Genomic DNA, 19,812 nt, shown 5'->3' with positions numbered 1-19,812 from the left:
CTCTGTCCGGCAGCCCGGCCAGTCCGGGACCGGACGCCTGTCAGGGTTCGGCAAGAAGAGGCCCCGTAGGCTAACGGCAGCATGGCTGGCTCTCCCTCAAGCCCATTCACGGCGAGTGCACCCGGGGACATCCGGGAGGCCGGGCGGCTCCAGGCGCTGAGGCGCTACGCGGTCCTCGACACGCCTCCCGAAGCGGCCTTCGACCGCGTTGTGCGGCTGGCGGCCCAGCTGCTGCGTGCCCCCATCGCCATGGTGTCCCTGACGGACGAGGACCGGCAGTGGTTCAAGGCCTGCATCGGCACCGATCTGCGTGAGGCAGACCGCTCGGTGTCCTTTTGTCCCCATACCGTCGCCCTGGGCGAGGTGCTGGTGGTTCCGGACGCCTCGCGCGACCCGCGTTTCGCGGAAAATCCCCTGGTCACGGGACCGCACCACCTGCGCTTCTATGCGGGCGCGCCCCTGCTGACGCCGGACGGGTACGCGCTCGGCACCCTGTGCGTGATGGACACCCTGCCCCGCCCGCCCCTCACGCCGGAGGAATGCGGCATCCTGTGCGACCTGGCGGCTGGGGTGGTGAGTGAACTCGAACTGCGGCGCGCCCTGAACGAACGCCGCCGCAGCGAACAGCTCCGGGAAGCCGTGCTGACCTCGGCGCTGGACGCGGTGATCACCATGAACGTCCGGGGGCTGATCGAGGAGTGGAACCCGGCCGCCGAGCGGCTGTTCGGGTACACCCGGGACGAGGTGCTGGGCCGCGACCTCAGCGACCTGATTATCCCCGAACGCCTGAGAACCGGCCACCGGCAGGGGCTGGCGCGTTATCTCCGCACCGGAGAGGGGCCGGTCCTGGGACAGCGGCTGGAGGTGCCCGCGCGGCGGCGCAGCGGCGAGGAATTTCCCTGCGAGCTGGCGATCACGCCCTTCCGGCTGGAGGGGGACCGCCTGTTCACGGCCTACCTGCGGGACCTGACGGCGCAGAAGGCGGCCCAGGAAGCCCTCATCACCAGCCATAACCTCTTGCAGGCCGTGGTGGACGGGGTGCCGGAAAGCATCTTCGTCAAGGACACGGCGGGCCGCTACGTGATGATCAACGCCGCCGGGGCCGCGCGCATTGGCCGACCGGTTCAGGAGATCCTGGGGCAGGACGACGCGGCACTCTTTCCGGCGATGACGGCCCAGACGTCCCTGAGGCGTGACACACACGTCCTGACCACCGGGGAAACGCTCAGCTACGAGGTCACGGACCTGCTGCCCGACGGGAGCCACCGGACGTTCCTGTCGGCCAAGAGCGTGTACCGCGACAGTCAGGGCCAGATTCAGGGACTGATCGGCGCCGTGCTGGACATCACCGACCGCAAGGCGGCGGAAGCCACCATCCGGGAACAGAACGCGGCGCTCGAAGCCCTGGTCCGGCAGCGCACCCAGGAGGTCGAGGAGGCGCAGCTGGAAGTGCTGGCGCGCCTGGCCCGCGCGGGGGAACTGCGCGACGACAACACCGGCGAGCACGTGCAGCGGGTGGCCACAACCGCGGCGGGCCTCGCCCGGCGGCTGGGGCTGGCCGAGGACGAGGTCACGCTGATCGAGCGGGCCGCGCCCCTGCACGACGTGGGCAAGATCGGCGTGCCCGACGCCGTCCTGCTGAAGCCGGGCCGCCTGACGGCGGAGGAATTCCGGGTGGTCCAGGCCCACACGGAACTGGGGGCCAGCCTGCTGGCCAAAGGGGCTTCCCGGCTGGTCCGGGCAGCGCAGGAGATCGCCCTGACCCACCACGAACGCTGGGACGGCCAGGGCTACCCCCGGGGCCTGGCGGGCGAGGCCATTCCCCTGAGTGGGCGCATCGTGGCCGTCGCGGACGTGCTGGACGCCCTGACCAGCGAACGGCCCTACAAGCGGGCCTGGACCCTGGCCGAAGCGCTTCAGGAGATTCGGGCGCAGGCCGGCGCGCAGTTCGATCCCCGGGTGGTGGCCGCCCTGGAAGACCTGCTTCAGGACGCCGCGGCGTCCTGACGGCCCTGCGCCGACGTTCTTCTGCGTTAGAGCATTTGTCAAAAAGAGAGCTTCTTGTTGACCGAGCGGGCGGGCAGCGGGCAGGCCCCATCCGGGTGCCGTTTTGCCCAAGAAGGCGTCCTCAAGGGGAGGGCAGGCTGGCTCAAGCGCGTCCGTTCTGACCGACCGTCCGTTCTGGAGGCGTGGCGTGCTCCTGCGCGTCCGTTCACGACGATGCCCAAGACAGCGAGTGCAAGAGGGAGAGCGTTTGGGACTTGCCAAGCTCCGAAGGAGAGTTGGGGAACCGTTGGAGGCGCTTTCCCCAGGGCGGTGTCATTCGGACAAATGCTCTAAACTTCGCCTCTGATGTTCGGACCTCTCCAGCCCCGCAGCCAGCCGCAGCCGGGGCACCTGTACGACGTGGCGGTGATCGGCGCGGGCCTCGGCGGCACGGAACTCGCGTGGCGGCTCGCCCGGGCCGGGCGGGACGTGCTGCTGGTGTCCCAGGCGCTCGATCACCTCGGCAACCTGTATCAGCCGACCCTCCGGGAGACGGCGTTTCCGGCGGGCAGCATGTTCGCGCAGGTCGCCCGGCAGATCGCGCCCGACACCGACGGCTGGACCTTTCACCGGCACCTGAAAGCGGCCCTGGAGGGGGCGGCGGGCATTCACCTGCTGCAAAGCACCGTCACGGCCCTCGACGAGGCGGACGGCCAGGTGACCCTGGCGACCTGGGAGGGACCGGCGCTGCACGCCCGCGCAGCCGTGCTGGCGGTCGGTGCCTTCCTGAAAGGCCGCCTCCTGATCGGGGACACCCTGGAGGACGCCGGACGGCTCTCGGAAGTCGCCTACGATTTCCTGGCCGACGACCTGGCCCGTGCGGGCGTATGGCTGATCGGCGGCGAACAGACGGCGGCCGGCGTGGAGGGGGCACCGCCGTACGACGTGCGTTTCCTGACGCCCGCGCCCGCGGAACTCGGCGGCTTTCGCCTGCTGCGCTTCGACCGGGTGTATGCCCTGGGCCGCTGCACGCCCGGCGACCACACCTACGCCTCGGTGCTGACCGACGCCGCGCGCCTCGCGGACGAACTGTGCGGAGGGGGCGCGTGATCTTCCGCCTCTCGGACTTCCACTTTCCCGACAGCGCCGCGCGCCTGTACCCCGCTACACCCGGGCGGCCCTGGGTGCTGGAGGTGGGCTTTGGCGACGGCCGCTTCTGGCCGCACCACGCGGCGACCTTCCCGGAAGCGCCGAATTACCTGGGCGTGGAACTCAGCGGCGTCTCGCTGCTGAAGGCGGAACGGCGGCTGCGCGCGGCGGGGCTGGCCAACGCCGTGCTGACCAAACTGCCCGCCCTGCCCCTGATCCGGGAGGTGGTGCCGGAAGGTGCCCTGGACGCCCTTGTGGTGAACTTTCCCGACCCCTGGCCCAAGGCCGGGCACGAGGAACACCGCCTGCTGCGCGCGCCCTTCTTCCGGCTGGCCGCCAGCCGCCTGAAACCCGGCGGGGCCGTGCTGCTCACCACCGACCACGACGAATATTTCGAGTTCGCCTGCCGGGAGGCGGAGGCCAGCGGGGTCATGCGCACCGAACGCACCGGCACCCCGCCCGCCGCGCTCGAAACCAAGTACGCCCTGAAGTGGCGCGACCTCGGCCTGGGCGCCAACCATGCCCGCTTCGTGCCTACCCGGCACCCCCACGTGCCGCACGGCACCATCGCCCGTTACCCTGACCCGGAGGATTCCCCCGCCGTGCCCCACGCCATCCTGACCCTGCCCCCCCATTTCGACCCCACCGCCTTTCACAAACAGACGGCACGCGGCGGCCAGACCCGCGAAGATGCGGCGGGCTGGACGGTTGTCCTGCTGGACCTGTGCCGCAGCCTCAAGCAAGACGGCTGGGTGATGCTGGCGCATGTGGTGGAGGGCGAACTCACGCAGGAAGTCCTGATCGGCATCACCGCGCGGGAAGACGGCCGCCACCTCGTCCGGCTCTCGCGCTTCGGCGGCCCGATCATCACGCCGGGGGTGAAGGCGGCGGTCGGCGCAGTCACCGACTGGCTGGCGGGCCAGGGGGCACAGGTCACGCACCGGGGTTACTGACTCCCGCGCTGTTCCCCTTCCATGCCGCCAACCCCCCTCCACTTCACCCACGAACCCCTCAGCGTGATCCTCGCCGCCGTGCGCGCCGCCCTCACCGAAGTGGGCGAGGTCGCCTTCACGGTGCCCGACCCCGACCTGGGGCTGGGCCTCTACGCGGGCGAAAGCACCCCGCAGGGCCTTCACCGCCCCTGGCAGGCCTGGGCCGACCTCGCGGACCTGCTGGGCGCGCACCTGCTCACGCCGGAACGGGCCGGGGAAGGACGCGTCACCGTGCGCCTGCGGTCCTACGCGCCTGCGCCTGCCCCCGATGCCGGCGGGTACGGCGCGGGCGGCGACTGGGCGCGGGTGGACAAGCTCGAAGACCCCGTCTTCCTGGTCACGCTGGTCGAGGCATTGCGCCGTGTGAACCCCCCGGCGGGCGGGCGTGTGCTGGCGCTGGGGGTGAACACGGGCCGGGAACTGGGGGCACTGCCGCTCGCCTTTCCGCACAGGACGTTCGGGGTGGTGGGCCTCGACCTGGACGAGACGGCCCTGGCCGCAGCCCGCGCCCGCCATGCGGAAGCGACGTTTCTCGCGCTGGACGTGAACACGTTGCCCGCCCCCGACCTGGGCCGTTTCGATCTGGTGCTGGCGCTCAGCCTGCTGCAAAGCCCCGGAGTCCGCCAGGATCTGCTGCTGCGCGCCCTGCGCCGCGAGCATCTGACACCTGCGGGGGGCCTGATTCTCGGCTTCCCGAACGCCCGCTATCTGGGCGGGCACCTGAGCTACGGCGCCCGCATGCGCAATTTCGCCCGCCCCGACCTCAGCCTGCTGATGGCCGACGTGAGCGCCGCCCGCCGGGGTCTCCAGAAACACGGCTTCAAGGTCTTCGTGACGGGCAAATACGAGGTGCTGGTCACGGCGATTCCGGCGAGCCTGACCACGCCGGGCGGCCTGGAGCTTTGAGGGCTGGAGCGTTGAGGGAGGGCGGCCCTCTCCAGAGAAGCGCCGCCACACCCTGGAAGCGGAACCCGGCGTGACGGCGCTGTGTGGCGGTGCGGAGAAACGGGTTAGGGGCTGTCCTGACGGCCTTCCCCCGGAGCCGTCACGTCCGCCAGGTTGTCCCGCAGCTCGCCCAGCTTCTCCTCCCGGTCGAAGTTCTTTTCCAGGCCGTTGGCGTCCATGTCGCCCGTGCCGCCCTGCATCCCTTCCTCGATCACGTCGTGCTGGTCGAGGTCAGGCTGCTCCAGGTGTTCCTCGCGTTTGGGATCAGACATGCCCCATCTTCCCCGTCCCGCGTGAGGCGGACGGCCTGCCCTTCCCCATCTGCCTTTAACCTCCGGCGCAGTAACCTCCGGCACAGCGGGACCGTTCCCAGGCCCAGACCAAAAAAGCCCCCGGTGGGGGCCGGGGGTCCAGAGGCGCTGCGGGTTTACTTCCGGCTGCCGAGCGCCAGCAATGCCCCGAACAGCGCCAGATTCTTCATGAAGTGGGTCTGCTGATGGTGCCGTTCCTGCCCCTGCTTGTCCCAGAACGGGTGGCCGATCACGGTGGTGGGCACCAGACTCACCGCCAGCGCGGTGCTGGCCAGGCGCGGCGCGACCCCCAGGGCGAGCATGGCGCCCGCGCCCAGCATCACGGCGCTGTTGACCTTCACGGCGAGTTCGGGTTCGGGAATCTCCGCACCCTTGGCCGCCCGCACGATGGGGTCAGGGTCCTGAAGGTGATTCAGTCCACTTCTGATGAAGATGCTCGCGAGCAGCGCCCGTCCAATGAATCCCGTCACGCTCATGCCTGCCTCCTTTGGGTGGGGGAAGTGTACCTCACGGAATGAGGCGGGCCGGGGCGGCCTGAAAAGACTAGCGCGTCTCCCGCCGCCTCTGCCCGTTTCCACGCGCCTACAACTGCCGGTTCAACTCGCGCAGCAGGCCCCCGGTCGCCTCCACGCCCACCGTGAGCAGCCGCACATACTCGGCGTGGGTGATGGGGCCTTCCTCCGCGCCGCCCTGAACCTCGATCAGCAGGCCCGCGTCGGTGGCGACCACGTTCAGGTCGGCGCGGGCGACCTTGTCCTCGGCGTAGTCGAGGTCCACGCGCAGTTCGTCGCCGACCAGACCGACGCTGACGGCCCCCACCACGTGCGTCAGCGGCCACTCGGTGAGCTTACCCGCGTGGATCAGCCGGTCGGCGAGGTCGTGCAGCGCGGCGTACCCGGCCAGGATGCTGGCGACGCGCGTGCCGCCGTCCGCGACCAGCACGTCGCAGTCCACGTACAGCGTCTGGTTGCGAAAGTGCCGCAGGTCGATACTGGCCCGCAGCGCCCGGCCCAGCAGGCGCTGAATCTCGTGGCGGCGGCCATTCTGGAGGTTGCGCTCGCGGGCCTGCCGGTCGGTGGTGGCGCGCGGGAGCATGGCGTACTCGGCGGTCAGCCAGCCTTCCTTCTTGCCGCGCATGTGCGGGGCGGGTTTGTCCTCCACGCTGACGGTGGCGAGAATCTCGGTGCGGCCCAGCTTGAGGTGGGCGCTGCCGGGCGCGTGCGGATTGACGGCGCGCTGCACGCTGAGGGGCCGGGGCGTCAGGGCGTCGCGGCCCTCGCGGGGGGGAAGGGGGCGGGTCAAGTGGTCACCTGCTGCACCGTGACATTCTGCCCGCTCACGCCGGTCAGGGTGGCGATCACCGGGCACGCGGCGGCCGGGTCCCCCGTCACGAGGTAGGTGACGCCGCCCGGCCCTCCTTCCCCGCGCAGCAGGTTCGCCCCTTGCAACACGTTGCGGGTATGCCGGGCGACCGCCGCGCCGCTGTCCACCAGCGCGAACGTGTCCCCGAACGCCGCGCGGATGCTGTCCGCCAGAAAGGGATAGTGCGTGCAACCCAGCACCAGTTGATCGGCGCCGGCCTCCGCCAGCGGCGTCAGCACCTCCCGCAGCACGGCCCGCGCCCGCCCGCTGTTCGCCTGCCCCGCCTCCACCAGCGGCACCAGTTCGGCGCTCACCTGGGTCAGCACGCGCACCCCGGCCGGCTCGGCCCACTGGCGAATCACGTCGTGCAGCAGGGTGCCGCGCAGGGTGCCCGGCGTCGCCAGCACGCCCACCACGCCCGAGCGGGTGGCGGCCACCGCCGGCTTGACCGCAGGCACCAGCCCGATGATCGGCATGTCGGGGTACCGCTCCCGCAGGTGCGTCAGGCTGAAGGCGCTGGCCGTGTTGCAGGCCACCACCACGCCCTTCGCGCCCCGCGCGTGCAGTGCCGCCACCGCCCGGGCCGTGAGCGAACGGATGTCCTCGTCCGTCCGCGCGCCGTAAGGGACGTGGGCGGTGTCGGCCAGATACAGGAAGCTCTCATGGGGCAGACTGCGCCGCAATTCGGCCAGCACGCTCAGGCCGCCCACACCAGTGTCGAACACGCCCAGGGGGGCTTCAGGGATCATCGGGGGAGATGATAGTACGCGGGGGACGGCCAAAGGATTCTTTCCTGCGTCCCACGCCCCGCTTCCCCTCAATCCATCGCCGCCCGGATCGTCTCCCCCAGTGCCCGGATGCCGGTGCCGATCTGCTCCGGCGTGGCGCTGGAATAGCTCAGGCGCATGGTGTTCGCGCCGCCGCCCAGCGCGTAGAAGGGGCTTCCGGGCACAAAGGCCACCTTGCGCGCCACCGCCTGCGCCAGCAGGGGCACCGTGTCGAGGCCCTCCGGCACCGTCACCCACAGGAACATGCCGCCCTCGGGGGTGGTAAAGCTCACTTCGGGCGGAAAATGTTCCTGAATGCGGGCTACCATGTCCCGCGCCCGCTCGCCGTAGGCCCGCTTGACCGTCTCGATCTGGCGCGGCAGCACGTCCTGGACCAGTTCCGCGACGATCATCTGGTTCAGGGTCGGCGTGTGCAGGTCGGCCCCCTGCTTGGCCTGCACCAGCTTCTCGATGAGGGGGCGGGCGGCCTGCACCCAGGCGTCACGCAGGCCCGGCACCAGCGTCTTGGAAAAGGAGCTGGAGTAGATGACGTGGCTGCGCTCGGGGTCGCCGCCCGCCCGCTCCAGGCCGAGTTCGTACAGGCTGGGCAGGTCCTCGCCCGTGAAGCGCAGCTTGCCGTAGGGGTCGTCCTCCAGCACCAGCACGCCGTACTGCGCGGTCAGTTCCAGCAACCGGCGGCGGCGTTCCAGGCTGAGGGTGCGCCCGGTGGGGTTCTGGAAATTGGGCACGGCATACAGCAGCTTGGCCGGCTGGCTTTGCAGCACCTCTTCGAGCGCGTCCGTGTCGATGCCGTGCTCGTCGGTGGGCAATTCGACGTAGCGCGGGCCGTAGGGCTGGAAGGATTGCAGCGCGCCCAGGTAGGTGGGGGCCTCGACCAGCACCACGTCGCCCTCGTCGATCAGGATCTTGCCCAGCAGGTCCAGCCCCTGCTGGCTGCCGGTCACGATCTGCACGTGCGCGGGCGTGATCCCCGCGCGGGCCGCGATCCACTCGCGCAGTGGCAGGTGCCCCTCGGTGGTGGAGTATTGCAGGGCCGCCGGGCCGTAGCGCGTCAGGACCGTGTCGGTCGCGCGGCGCACGTCCTCCAGCGGAAACAGCTCCGGGGCCGGGAGGCCGCCCGCGAAGGAGATCACGTCGGGTTCCTGGGTGATTTTCAGGATCTCGCGGATGGCGCTGGCCGTCATGCGCTGCGCCCGGCCCGCCAGACGCGCCGTGAAGTCCACCGGGGGCAGGACGGGGGCAGAAGTCGTCATGCCGTCATCCTACCCCCGGCCCGCCTGGGCGGCGGGCGCTCTGCCCGGACCCTTTTGGGTAAAGTGGGACCCGTCAAAGGAGGCTCCACCATGCTCGTCACCGGTAACGACATCCTGATTCCCGCCCGCGCGGGCAAGTACGCCGTCGGTTCGTTCAACACCAACAACATGGAGATCACCCAGGCCATCATCCACACCGCCGAGCGGCTGCGGTCGCCCGTGATGGTGCAGATGAGCGAGGGGGCCATCAAGTACGGCGGGCAGGACCTGGCCGACATCGTGATCGATCTGGCCCAGCGCGCCACCGTGCCTGTCGCGCTGCACCTCGACCACGGGTCGAGCTACGACAGTGCGCTGGGGGCCATCAAGATGGGCTTTACCAGCGTGATGATCGACGCCTCGCACCATCCCTTCGAGGAGAACGTCCACGAGACGCGCCGGGTGGTCGAGGCCGCGCACGCGATGGGCATCAGCGTGGAGGCCGAACTCGGTCGCCTGGGCGGCATCGAGGAACACGTCGTGGTGGACGAGAAGGACGCCTTCCTGACCGATCCCGAGGAGGCCGTGCAGTTCGTGGAACAGACCGGCACCGACTACCTCGCCATCGCCATCGGGACCAGCCACGGGGCGTACAAGGGCAAGGGGCGGCCCTTTATCGACCACGCGCGCATCAAGCGCATCAGTGAGCTGCTCCCCATCCCGCTGGTCGCGCACGGCAGCAGCGGCGTGCCTGCCGAGATCGTGCAGCGCTTCCGCGCGGCGGGCGGCGAGATCGGGGACGCGGCGGGCATCGCCGACGAGGACCTGCAACAGGCCGCCCAGTTCGGCATCGCCAAGGTGAACGTGGACACCGACCTGCGCCTCGCCATGACGACCGGCGTGCGCGAGGTGCTGCAAAAAAACCCCAAGGAGTTCGACCCCCGCAAGATCTTCGGCCCCGCCCGCGACCTGATGAGTCAGGTCATCGAGCACAAGCTGCGCGTGCTGGGGAGCGTCGGCAAGGCGTAACCCCTCAGGCCTAGAGCATTTGTCAAAAAGAGACCTTACTTTTTGACCGAGCGGAGCGAGTGCAATAGGGAGAGCGTTTGGGAGAATGGAACCGTTGGAGGCGCTTTCCCTCCAACGGTGTAATTCGGACAAATGCTCTAACCTTTCCCCGCTCTGCCCCCGGGTGCCCGCCAGAACGTGACGGGCACCTGACGCCTTTCTCAGCGGGCGTCAGGCGGGAAACGGGGAATTCTCACCCGCCCGCCGTATGCTCACGCTCGGCATGAAGGCCCTGCGCGCTCCCCTCCTGACCCTGCTCGCTGTTGGCGGAGTAGGCGTGATGGACAGGTCCACCGCGACGCCGCTCGCCGCCACACTCTCGCCCGGCTGGCAGGGCAGGCTGGCGGCCCTGCTGCCCCAGCCGGGACAGGTCGTGCAGCTGATGGAACAGCGGCCCAGCCTGGCTTTCGTGGAGTTGCAGCAGCGGGTCACGACGGTGGGCGGCAGCCGCGACGCCCTGCGCGCCTTGATGCTCAGCGCCGCCAAGGGCGAGCCGCTGGAATACGACGCGCGGCTGGGCATCACCCAGGAGGAGTTCCGGCGCTACGTGGTGTTCCGTCCTGTCCTGACGCCGACCGGCAAGACGGCCCGCCTCAACGTGGTCCGTGAAGGCAACCTGCTGAAGTTCGGGGACGCGCCCGGCCTGAACGGCACGCTGCGTGGGCTGGTGCTGGACCTGAACAGCGGCGAACTGCGCACGCCCGAGGGCTTCGGCAGCAAGCCGCGCGCCGTGTCGCCCGGCACGGCCCCCGACCGCACGCTCGACATTCGCGGCGGCTTCGAGTGGAACGTGAAGGGGAACAGCCCCGTGACCCAGAACGGCGTCAAGAGCCAGTTGCAGCTCCTGCAACTTCCGGGCAATCAGGTGGTGTTCACGTACACCCACTTCAGCATGCTGCGCGGCGTCATCAGCGACGGCACCATCATCTTCAGCTATGCCCGCTGACCCCCCCACCAGCCTGACGACCCCCTGACCTCACCTCAAGGCTTCCTCACGTCTCCTTCAGGGGGCGTCACGGACGGCCCGTTAGGCTGCGGGGCATGAAGAGAACAAAGGCCATCTTGCTTCTCGGTGCGGCCCTCACGCTGGGGAGCGCGACCACGGCGGGCGCGGCGGTGCTGTCACCGACCCTGCTGGAGCGTGCCAAACGCGGGGATCAGAGCACCGTCGGCGTGATCGTGCGCTTCAAGTTCGCCAACGACGCGCGCGGGCGGGCGCTGTTCAAGACGGCCCGCCAGCAGCTTTCCTCACGGCTCGCGCAGCTCGGCCCGGCGGGCGGGTTCATCACCCAGGCGGTCAACTCGGGCAAGGCCACGCAGCTGTGGCTCGACCAGAGCATCTTCCTGCCCATGACGCCGGTGCAGGCGCGGGTGCTGGCGACGCTGCCCTTCGTGGAATCCATCTTCGAGAACTTCAAGGTGCAGGTGCCGCGCGCGGTGGCCCTGAGTGCGGCCAGTGCACCTGCCGGAACACCCTGGCACCTCCAGAAAGTCGGCGCGCCTGCGGCCTGGGCGGCGGGCTTCCGGGGCCAGAATATCCGCATCGGGCACCTGGACACCGGGATCGACCCGAACCACCCCGAACTCGCCGGACGGCTGGCCGCCTACGCCGAGTTCAACGCGGACGGCGACCGCGTGCAGAGCCAGCCCCACGACACGGTCAATCACGGCACCCACACGGCGGGCCTGCTGGTCGGCAAGAACGTCGGCATGGCGCCCGAGGCCAAGCTGATCAGCGCGCTGGTGCTGCCCAACAACGAGGGCACCTTCGCGCAGGTGATCGCGGGCATGCAGTACGTGCTGGACCCCGACAACAACGCCGACACCGACGACGGCGCGGACGTGGTGAACATGAGCCTGGGCATTCCCGGCACCTACGACGAGTTCATCGTGCCCGTGCAGAACATGATCAAGGCGGGCGTGGTGCCAGTCTTCGCCATCGGCAACTTCGGGCCGAGCAGCGCCAGCACCGGCAGCCCCGGTAACCTCCCCGACGCCATCGGCGTGGGCGCGGTGGACCAGAATGGGCAGGTGGCCAGCTTCAGCAGCCGGGGGCCGGTCGCGTGGCAGGGCCAGATCAACGGCGTGTTCGTGAAGCCCGACATCGCCGCACCCGGTGTCGCCATCACCAGCACCTTCCCGAACGGGCAGTACGGCGCGCTCAGCGGCAGCAGCCAGGCCAGCCCCATCGCGGCGGGTGCGGTGGCCCTGCTGCTCAGCGCCAAGCCGGGCACGGGCGTGGACGCGATCAAGAACGCGCTGTACACCAGTGCCAGCAACGCCGGCAGCAAGAACAACAACGTCGGCTACGGGCTGATCAGCGTGCCCGGCGCGCTGGGCAAACTCGGGGTGAACGCGGGGGGCAGCCAGCCCACACCTGCGCCGACCCCGGCACCTGCCCCCACACCAGCGCCCACGCCCACCCCGGCGCCTGCCCCAACTCCAGCGCCTGCGCCCAAGCCCACTCCGGCCCCCACGCCAACCCCAGCCCCCACCCCTCCCGCCGCACAACCCACGGGGCCGAGCGGCTATACCCTCTGCGCGGTGGAGGGCGGCACCTGCACCAACGTCGCCAACAAGGCGGTGGCCTTCGGGACGGCGGGGCGCTACGTCTACGGCACCAACGACGCCTCGCCCAACCTGGTCTGCACGGTCCAGGAGTGGGGCAACAACGACCCGGCCAAAGGCGTGACGAAGGGCTGCTTCGTCAAGAACTCGGCGGGCACGCCTGCACCCGCCCCGGCCCCAACACCGGCTCCGGCCCCCACGCCGACCCCCGCCCCCAGCGGCAGCAAGAAACCCACCGTCCTGCTGGTCGATGACGACATGGGCCAGGGCGCGGACGTGACCGGCGCGCTGCGCGACGCCATCAAGGCGAACGCGGCCAGCGGCGGGGCCTTCGTCTGGAACACGCAGACGATGGGCGCCGTGCCCCTCAGCGAGATGCAGCGGGCCGACATCGTGGTCTGGGCGACCGGCGAGCAGTACCAGAACACCCTCACGGCGGCGGATCAGAACACGCTGCGGCAGTACCTCGCCGGCGGCGGGCGCCTGCTGCTGACCGGCCAGGACATCGGCTACGACATCGGGGCAGGCGACTTCTACCGCAGCACCCTCAAGACCCGCTTCGTGGCGGACAGCAGCGGCACGCCCAAGCTCGTCACGAGCGGCGCGTTCGGCAACACCGCCTTTACCCTCAACGCCCAGGGCAGCGCCGGAAACCAGTACTACCCCGACGTGATCGCCGACCTGAACGGCTCACAGGTGGTCGCGTCCTGGGGCAGCGCGAACGCCAACGCGGGCACCATCACCGCCCAGAGCATCCGGGTGGACCCCAACAAGGGCCGCGCCCAGCAGAAGGTCCAGGACCCGCGGGGACTGGTCGAGCGCCTCGCCGCCAACGTGATCGGCGGCATTCTGAATCAGGTGTTCGGCGGTCAGCCGCAGACGCAGCGTCCCCGCGTGACCGCGCAGAACGCGGGCGAGAACGCCGGGGCCATCGTGATCAACGACGCGGGCAAGTACCGCACGGTGACCATGGGCTTCGGCCTGGAGGGCCTGACCCCCAACAGCCGCAGCGTGCTGATGAAGACTAGCTTCGACTGGCTGATGCGCTGAGCACACGGCGAACGGGACAGGGGGACGTGGAATTGGCTTCCACGTCCCCCTGTCCCGGTTTTAGAGCATTGGTCAAAGGCTCTTCCTGCGTTTCAGGGAGCTACCGAGAGGTGGGGAGGGAGGGGAAGCATGTGCAGTGCAGGGCGGAAAACCCACTCTCTTCGACCCAGGCAGCTCAGGTGCGATTCTCTGGCCCCTAGACGGTAACAGTGCCCCCTCCCTGCTACCCAGCTCCCCGGAATCCAGGTAGAGCCATGCTCTAAACCGGCGGGCCGGGACGGCGGCGCAGTTCGTCGCGGATCTCGGCCAGCAGCTTTTCCTCGTTGCTGGGTTCGGCCACGGCGGGTTTTTCCTCGCGCTTGAGGCGGGCCATCAGGGCGTTCGCGGGCGTTACCACGAACAGGTACAGCACCAGGGCCGTGAGCAGGAAGTTGATCAGTGCCGTGATGAAGCTGCCGTAATCCAGCACGATGGCATCGACGCCGGGGCTGGCCCGCCGCAGGACGATGGCGCCGGCGACCGCACCGCCCGTGACCAGCTTGACGACCGGGTCGAGAAAGGCCCGGGTAAAGGCCGTCACCACCCCACTGAAGGCCGCCCCGATCACCACACCGACGGCCAGATCGACGACATTCCCGCGCAGAACAAAATTCCGAAATCCCTTGAGCATGGCAGGATTGTCGCACTTTGTTCAGAGCGTCACGTTTGATGGCAGCAGCCTGGCCCGGCGTCTTCGCAGGTGGCCTCCCGCCCGGGTTCCCGGTCAGGCCTGGCCGCGTTGCTCCTTGACCGCGTGGGCACTCAGGCCCCACTGGTGGCCGCTGCTCTGCACGCCTTCCAGAATGACGCGGGCCAGTTCGCCCAGTGTCGCGCCGCCCGCCCGCACGTCCATGCGGAACTCGGCCCGCAGGTCACCCAGGCTGGTGTCGTCGAGCATCAGCTCGGTGCCGTAGCGCAGGGTGGTCGGCGGAACGATCAGGAGGTCGGCCTCACCCGGCTTGACGGCGTGGCGGAAGCAGCGCCCGGTCAGCAGTCCCGCGACGGTCGTCACCCGGCCGAAGGTCTTGTTCTCGACGGCACGGACCTCCAGTTCCAGGCCCCCGATGGCGCGCAGGGGTTCCACCGCGCGGTCCAGCGACTCCGCGAACAGCAGGCCCGTCCCCAGAATCACCCGGCGGGGCGCGGGCAGGGCGGCGGGCAGCTCCGGCAGGCTTTCGGTGAGAAAGTCGCGGATCATGCCGACGCCGTTTTCGAGCATCGGGAAGCCCTCGTATTCCTCCTCGGTGGGCAGGGGTTCCCCGGCCAGCAGATACAGTTCGTCGGAGGGGAACACGAAGCGGGTGCCGCGCTCCGCGAGAAACTGCCGGCGCCAGCGGTTCAGGCGGGTCAGCGTGTCCTGCGCCTCCTCGCGCGAAAAGGTCCGCACGTCGGGGAGGTTGGTGCGGTGCCCAGTCAGGCCGATGGGCACCACCGCCGCTGAGATCACGTTGGGGCGGCTGCTGAGGTACTCCACCGTCTCGTCCAGATGCTCGCCGTCGTTGCGGCCCGGCACCAGCACGATCTGGGTGTAGAGGTCGATGCTTTCGAGCCGCTCGATCATGCTGCGGATCTGCACGGCCTGGGGGTCCTTGACCTTCAGCTTCCACCACTTCATCAGGTCCTGGCGCAGATCCTGATTCGCCGTGTGGACCGACACGTACAGCGGCGAGAGGTTCTCGTCGAGAATCCGGTTAATGTCGCCTTCAGTCAGGTTCGTGAGGGTCACGAAAGAGCCGTACAGAAAGGACAGGCGGTAGTCGTCGTCCATGATGTAGAGGCTCTTGCGAAAGCCGCGCGGCATCTGGTGGACGTAGCAGAAGTCGCACTTGTTGGCGCACTTCTTGATGCCGTCGAACAGCACTTCCTCGAACTCCAGGCCGGGGTCTTCCCATTCCACATCGAAGCGGAAGGTGGGGGCCGCCGGGTCGTAGGCGAGGCGGTGGTGGTCTTGCAGCGTGCCCAGCACACCCGTCAGCACGCTGGGGCGCTCGACCGGGCGGCTGATCTCCAGCGTGGCCCGCCCCTGCGAGAGCCTGTGGCGGTAGGCCAGCACGTCGGTCACCGGGACGCCGTTCACGCGAAGGAGGAGGTCGCCGGGGCGCACGCCCGCACGCTCGGCGGGACTCCCGGCCTCGACCGTCTTGATGGGGGCAGGAAAAACCTGCTCCTCCTGGGGCTGAACCGTCTGCATCTGTTCGGCTGCTGTCACGTTCTCTCCCTTGCGGGACACGCGCGGCCCCGTTCAAACAGGGCAGCTTAACAGGCGCGCGGCGGAGAGGGTGTGAGGGGGGTTGCGGTTCGGGCGAGCAGGCGGTGGGGCAAGGCCAGGCCCGTCTGTTTCGCCCGCCCGGGCCGTCCCCGGCGTGGGAGCGAAACAGACGGAAGGCGGCTCAGTCCTGCGGCGAGTCCAGATACTCGGCCAGGCGCTCCCACGTCTCGGTCATGCCCTGCAACATGCCCATCTCCAGAACGGTCTTCAGCGCTTCCTCGGAACCGTAGCTGGCACGGTTGGTCACTTTCGTTCCGCCCTCGACTTCCTCGAACGTCAGGGTCACCCGGGTAGGCGGCATGTTCTCGTTGATGTTGGCGTCCGCGTCCGAGAAATAATCCGTGTAGACGAGGCGTTCCGGAGCGTCGATCTCCCCATAGATCCCCAGACCCCAGGATTCCATGCCGTAAAACTCACCCTGAGTCCTGTCCACGCATTTCATGCAGTAGTGCCACCGGCCGCCGGGGCGGAGATCGACGGTGCAGAAGGGAACTTCCCAGCCATGGGGGCCCCACCACCGGCGGAGCTGCTCGGCCTGGGTGAACGCGCCGAAGACCAGCGCGCGCGGTGCCGGGAAAACGCGCTCAAGGACGAGAACTTGGCCTGCTTCGACTCTCGAAACCATCGGGGACGCTGCGGTGCCGGTCATGGGGATTCCTCCTGGTCGGGGTGGGTGGACGTGTCTGCCTTATCCGTCGGTGAAGGGTCGCTGGCGTCGTGCTGAAGCTGTTGCAGGTAGTCGCCGAGCCGGTCGAAGCGGTCTTCCCAGAGCTGCCGGTAGGTGCGTAGCCAGCCGTCGAGTTCCTCGAAAGGCTCGGCCCGCAGGGTGCAGATGCGCCGGTTGGCGACCGCCTCGACCTCGACGATGCCCGCCTCGCTCAGGATGCGTACATGCTTGGACACCTGGGGCTGACGGAGCTGGAGACGGGCGGCGAGTTCACCGATGGTCAGAGGCTGCCGGGCCAGCAGTTCGACGATATGCAGACGATTCGGTTCGGCCAGAGCACTGAATGTGGTGGCCTTCAAGGAAGGCTCCTCCTTTCCGACCGCAGGGCCGTTGGTGGCTTAAATATACTCCAACAGGAATATTCCTGACAAGGAATACTTGTGCTGAAGTCAGCCTGTACCCCCTGTCAGGCAGGCGCCTCCCCCACCAGCGCCGCCAGCCCCTTTGAGGCAACGTCCCGCAGGCTGAAGTCCATGTACGGCGTGAGTTCGGTTTCCTCGGGGTTCATCTCGATCACCACGCCGCCCTCGCGCCGGGTTTCCAGGGCGAGGCCCGCCGCTGGGTACACCATGCCGCTGGTGCCGACGATCAGGGCCACGTCCGCATCCTGAAAGGCGCGGGTGGCGGCTTCCAGCGCCTCCTCGGGCAGGAACTCCCCGAACCAGACGATGTTGGGGCGCATCCGGTGGCCGCAGCCGGGGCAGACGGGGGGCGGGGTGAAGGCCTCCGGCTGGGGCAGGGGCGTGACGGTGCCGCAGCCCTCACAACGGGCGGTGGTGAGGTTGCCGTGCAGCTCGGCCAGGTGTTCGCTGCCAGCGCGGGTGTGCAGACCGTCCACGTTCTGGGTGGCAAGGAAAAAGCCGTCCCCCTTCGCGCGTTCCAGTCCGGCTAGGAGACGGTGTGCCCCGTTGGGTCGGGCGCGCGTCACGTCGGCGTAGCGGCCCGCGTACCACTGCCAGACCGTCTCGGGGTCGCGGCGGTACGCCTCCGGGCTGGCGAGGTCTTCGGGGCGGAAGCGCGCCCAGTGGCCGGTCTGGGCATCCCGGAAGGTGGGAATGCCGCTCTCGGCACTCACGCCTGCGCCGGTCAGGACGGCCACGCGGCGGGCGTTCCCCAGGGCGGTGCGGGCCTCGGCGAGGTTCATGGGGTCAGGGTAACAGCCCCGGGGGAAGAACGAGGAAGCCCGGCGGCACGGCGTCGGTCAGCCACACGCCGTTCGTGCTGAGATAAAAGACGTGCCCGGCGGCGTGCATGGCCCCGGCTTCCACGGTCAGGACCACCGGGGTCCCGCGCCGTGCCCCCACGCGGCGGGCCGTCTGCGGGTCGGGCGAGAGGTGGACGTGATGCCGCCCCATTGTTCGCAGCCCCTCGCGGCGGATGGCGGGCAGCGCCGCCGGGTGCGTGCCGTGATACAGCTGGGCCGGCGGCACGGCGGGCGCGAGGTCCAGTTCGACAGGAACGCTGTGCCCCTGGTTGGCCCGGATGCGCTCGCCGTCCAGCGTGTAGCGTTGCTTGTGGTTCGTCGCCACCACCCGGGCCAGTTGCTCCCGTGAGATACGCAGGTGGCGCAGGACGGCCCGCACGGGGACCCACCCCCCAGGTTCCAAGGTCACGCCCAGATCGCCGGGTGCGTGGCGCAGCAGGTAGGCCAGGCGGCGGGAAAGCTGCTCGTCGGTCATGCTCCCAGTCTTGCAATCCAGTCTTGCGGTTCGGCCCGCCGCCCGCATCTGCCCGCACGCGGAGGCATGTCCTGGCCGGACGCGCTAGCCTGCCGCCATGACCACAACGGAGACGGGCGCGGCCTGGGCGGACCTCCAGACCCACTTTCAGGAACTCGCGGACCTGGGCGGGATAGGGGCGCTGCTGGGGTGGGACCAGAGCACCTACCTTCCGGCCGGCGCGGCGGGTGGGCGGGCGCGGCAACAGGCCCTGCTGTCGCGTCTGCGGCACGAGCGGGCCACCGATCCGGCTTACGGGCGACTGCTCGACGACCTCGCGAAGCGGGACGACCTTTCGCCGGTGCAGACGCGCATGGTGGCCGCCGCGCGCAAGGACTTCGGGGAAGCCACCCGCTTTCCCGCCCGCTTCGTCGCCGAGTTCAGCGGGCACACGGGCGAGAGCTACGCCGCCTGGACGCAGGCGCGGCCCGCGAACGACTTCGCGCTGATGGTGCCCTATCTGGAAAAGACCCTCGACCTGAGCCGACAGGCGGCCAGTTACTTCCCGGAGTTCAGCGATCCGATGGACTACTTCATCGACCAGTCGGACGAGGGGATGACGGCGGCGCAGGTCGGCGACCTCTTCGCGGCCCTCCGCACGGCCCTGGTGCCGATGGTGGAGGCGGTGACCGCCGCGCCTGCGCCCCGTACCGATTTTCTGTTCCGCCCCTATCCGGGCAGCGCGCAACTGACGTTCGGAGAGGCGGTGATCCGCGACTACGGGTACGACTTCACGCGCGGGCGGCAGGACCTCACGCACCATCCCTTCATGACCCGCCTGGGCAGCCACGACCTGAGAATCACCACCCGCGTCAAGGAGAACGACCTGACCGAGGCGCTGTATTCCACCCTGCACGAGGCGGGGCACGCGATGTACGAGCAGGGCGTCGCGGAGGAGTTGCTGGGCACCCCGCTGGGGAGCGGCGTCAGCGCGGGCGTCCACGAGAGCCAGTCGCGGCTGTGGGAGAACCTGGTGGGCCGCAGCCGCGCTTTCTGGGCCGCGTATTTCGGCCGGCTCCGGGACGCTTTTCCGGCGCAGCTCCGGGACGTGACGGAAGAGGAGCTGCACCGCGCCGTGAACACGGTGGCCCGCTCGCTGATCCGCACCGACGCCGACGAGCTGACCTATAACCTGCACGTCATCATCCGCTTCGAGCTGGAACGCGAGCTGCTGGCGGGCCGGCTGGCCGTGCGCGACCTGGCCGACGCCTGGCACGCCGCCTACGAGCAGAATCTGGGCCTGCGCGCGCCCAGCGACGTGAACGGCGCGTTGCAGGACGTTCACTGGTACTTCGGCAACATCGGCGGGGCGTTCCAGGGCTACACGCTGGGCAACGTGCTGAGCGCGCAGTTCTATGCCGCCGCCGAGCGGGCGAATCCCGGTCTGACCGGCGACATCGAACGCGCCGACTTCCGCCGCCTGCACGGCTGGCTGCGCGAGAACGTGTACGCGCATGGCCGCCGCTATACCCCGAACGAACTGGTCGAGCGGGCGACCGGGGAGGCCATGACGGCCCAGCCCTACCTGAAGTACCTGCGGGAAAAATACGGGGAACTGTACGGCGTGACGCTGTAACGCTCAGGCCAGGGCGGGGGGGGCGGCGAACC

At 69.4% G+C, this 19,812-nt stretch carries 19 protein-coding genes; 8 read left to right on the top strand and 11 right to left on the bottom strand.

The window, feature by feature from the left end; genetic code table 11:
- Positions 1 to 81 precede the first annotated feature (81 nt).
- The 4 genes from DEIPH_RS01190 to DEIPH_RS01175 all read left to right on the top strand — a co-directional run bounded on the left by DEIPH_RS01190 (position 82) and on the right by DEIPH_RS01175 (position 5,033).
- The gene (locus DEIPH_RS01190; protein ID WP_051517057.1) at positions 82 to 2,007 is read left to right on the top strand and encodes an HD domain-containing phosphohydrolase; all 1,926 of its coding nucleotides are present in this window, start codon (positions 82 to 84) and stop codon (positions 2,005 to 2,007) included.
- 345 nt (positions 2,008 to 2,352) lie between these two features.
- The gene (locus DEIPH_RS01185; RefSeq protein ID WP_034352519.1) at positions 2,353 to 3,096 is read left to right on the top strand and encodes an FAD-dependent oxidoreductase; all 744 of its coding nucleotides are present in this window, start codon (positions 2,353 to 2,355) and stop codon (positions 3,094 to 3,096) included.
- Positions 3,093 to 4,088, top strand: a complete 996-nt coding sequence (trmB, locus tag DEIPH_RS01180; RefSeq protein ID WP_034352515.1) for a tRNA (guanine(46)-N(7))-methyltransferase TrmB — start codon at positions 3,093 to 3,095, stop codon at positions 4,086 to 4,088. The genes DEIPH_RS01185 and trmB overlap by 4 nt, the downstream gene beginning before the upstream one ends.
- 21 nt (positions 4,089 to 4,109) lie before the next feature.
- Entirely contained in the window at positions 4,110 to 5,033 is a 924-nt protein-coding gene (locus DEIPH_RS01175; RefSeq protein ID WP_034352512.1) for a methyltransferase, read from the top strand.
- Between the two features lie 104 nt (positions 5,034 to 5,137).
- On the opposite strand, the gene DEIPH_RS01170 is transcribed toward DEIPH_RS01175, so the two are convergent.
- From DEIPH_RS01170 to DEIPH_RS01150, 5 genes are all read right to left on the bottom strand, one after another.
- Entirely contained in the window at positions 5,138 to 5,344 is a 207-nt protein-coding gene (locus DEIPH_RS01170; RefSeq protein WP_034352510.1) for a hypothetical protein, read from the bottom strand.
- Positions 5,345 to 5,499: 155 nt separating this feature from the next.
- Positions 5,500 to 5,859, bottom strand: a complete 360-nt coding sequence (locus tag DEIPH_RS01165; RefSeq protein ID WP_034352508.1) for a DoxX family protein — start codon at positions 5,857 to 5,859, stop codon at positions 5,500 to 5,502.
- A gap of 106 nt (positions 5,860 to 5,965) precedes the next feature.
- Positions 5,966 to 6,685 carry a ribonuclease PH gene (rph, locus tag DEIPH_RS01160; RefSeq protein WP_034352506.1) on the bottom strand — a complete coding sequence of 240 codons (720 nt, stop codon included), beginning with the start codon at positions 6,683 to 6,685 and terminating at the stop codon, positions 5,966 to 5,968.
- Positions 6,682 to 7,494: a glutamate racemase gene (gene murI, locus DEIPH_RS01155; RefSeq protein ID WP_034352503.1), complete on the bottom strand. Its 813-nt coding sequence runs from the start codon at positions 7,492 to 7,494 to the stop codon at positions 6,682 to 6,684. Before murI ends, rph begins: the two co-directional genes overlap by 4 nt.
- 68 nt (positions 7,495 to 7,562) lie before the next feature.
- Positions 7,563 to 8,786 carry an aminotransferase-like domain-containing protein gene (locus DEIPH_RS01150; protein WP_034352500.1) on the bottom strand — a complete coding sequence of 408 codons (1,224 nt, stop codon included), beginning with the start codon at positions 8,784 to 8,786 and terminating at the stop codon, positions 7,563 to 7,565.
- A gap of 90 nt (positions 8,787 to 8,876) precedes the next feature.
- Between DEIPH_RS01150 and fba the strand changes: the two genes are divergently transcribed.
- The 3 genes from fba (at position 8,877) to DEIPH_RS01135 (ending at position 13,451) form a co-directional block, all read left to right on the top strand.
- Positions 8,877 to 9,794, top strand: coding sequence for a class II fructose-1,6-bisphosphate aldolase (gene fba / locus DEIPH_RS01145; protein ID WP_034352498.1), 918 nt, complete (start codon positions 8,877 to 8,879; stop codon positions 9,792 to 9,794).
- Positions 9,795 to 10,056: 262 nt separating this feature from the next.
- Complete coding sequence (locus DEIPH_RS01140; protein ID WP_235183135.1) at positions 10,057 to 10,779, top strand: hypothetical protein; 723 nt, start codon at positions 10,057 to 10,059, stop codon at positions 10,777 to 10,779.
- Positions 10,780 to 10,874: 95 nt separating this feature from the next.
- Complete coding sequence (locus DEIPH_RS01135; protein WP_034352491.1) at positions 10,875 to 13,451, top strand: S8 family peptidase; 2,577 nt, start codon at positions 10,875 to 10,877, stop codon at positions 13,449 to 13,451.
- A 259-nt stretch (positions 13,452 to 13,710) separates the two neighbouring features.
- On the opposite strand, the gene mscL is transcribed toward DEIPH_RS01135, so the two are convergent.
- The 6 genes from mscL to DEIPH_RS01105 form a co-directional block, all read right to left on the bottom strand.
- Entirely contained in the window at positions 13,711 to 14,121 is a 411-nt protein-coding gene (gene mscL, locus DEIPH_RS01130) for a large conductance mechanosensitive channel protein MscL (RefSeq protein WP_034352487.1), read from the bottom strand.
- Positions 14,122 to 14,214: 93 nt separating this feature from the next.
- A complete protein-coding gene (locus DEIPH_RS01125) occupies positions 14,215 to 15,681 on the bottom strand; it encodes a DUF512 domain-containing protein (protein ID WP_407636486.1) in 1,467 nt (488 codons plus the stop codon).
- 199 nt (positions 15,682 to 15,880) lie between these two features.
- Complete coding sequence (locus DEIPH_RS01120) at positions 15,881 to 16,408, bottom strand: SRPBCC domain-containing protein (RefSeq protein ID WP_034352484.1); 528 nt, start codon at positions 16,406 to 16,408, stop codon at positions 15,881 to 15,883.
- Positions 16,405 to 16,785 carry an ArsR/SmtB family transcription factor gene (locus DEIPH_RS01115; protein WP_051517056.1) on the bottom strand — a complete coding sequence of 127 codons (381 nt, stop codon included), beginning with the start codon at positions 16,783 to 16,785 and terminating at the stop codon, positions 16,405 to 16,407. The genes DEIPH_RS01120 and DEIPH_RS01115 overlap by 4 nt, the downstream gene beginning before the upstream one ends.
- 107 nt (positions 16,786 to 16,892) lie before the next feature.
- Positions 16,893 to 17,630: an SIR2 family NAD-dependent protein deacylase gene (locus DEIPH_RS01110; RefSeq protein ID WP_034352481.1), complete on the bottom strand. Its 738-nt coding sequence runs from the start codon at positions 17,628 to 17,630 to the stop codon at positions 16,893 to 16,895.
- A gap of 4 nt (positions 17,631 to 17,634) precedes the next feature.
- Positions 17,635 to 18,165 carry an RNA 2'-phosphotransferase gene (locus DEIPH_RS01105; protein WP_034352478.1) on the bottom strand — a complete coding sequence of 177 codons (531 nt, stop codon included), beginning with the start codon at positions 18,163 to 18,165 and terminating at the stop codon, positions 17,635 to 17,637.
- 97 nt (positions 18,166 to 18,262) lie between these two features.
- Between DEIPH_RS01105 and DEIPH_RS01100 the strand changes: the two genes are divergently transcribed.
- Positions 18,263 to 19,780: a carboxypeptidase M32 gene (locus tag DEIPH_RS01100; protein WP_034352475.1), complete on the top strand. Its 1,518-nt coding sequence runs from the start codon at positions 18,263 to 18,265 to the stop codon at positions 19,778 to 19,780.
- Positions 19,781 to 19,812: the final 32 nt, after the last annotated feature.

It is taken from the genome of Deinococcus phoenicis (assembly GCF_000599865.1).
GTDB classification, from domain to species: Bacteria; Deinococcota; Deinococci; order Deinococcales; family Deinococcaceae; genus Deinococcus; species Deinococcus phoenicis.
Note: the sequence above shows the minus strand (reverse complement) of the source record. Positions and strands in the feature narration are given on the sequence as shown.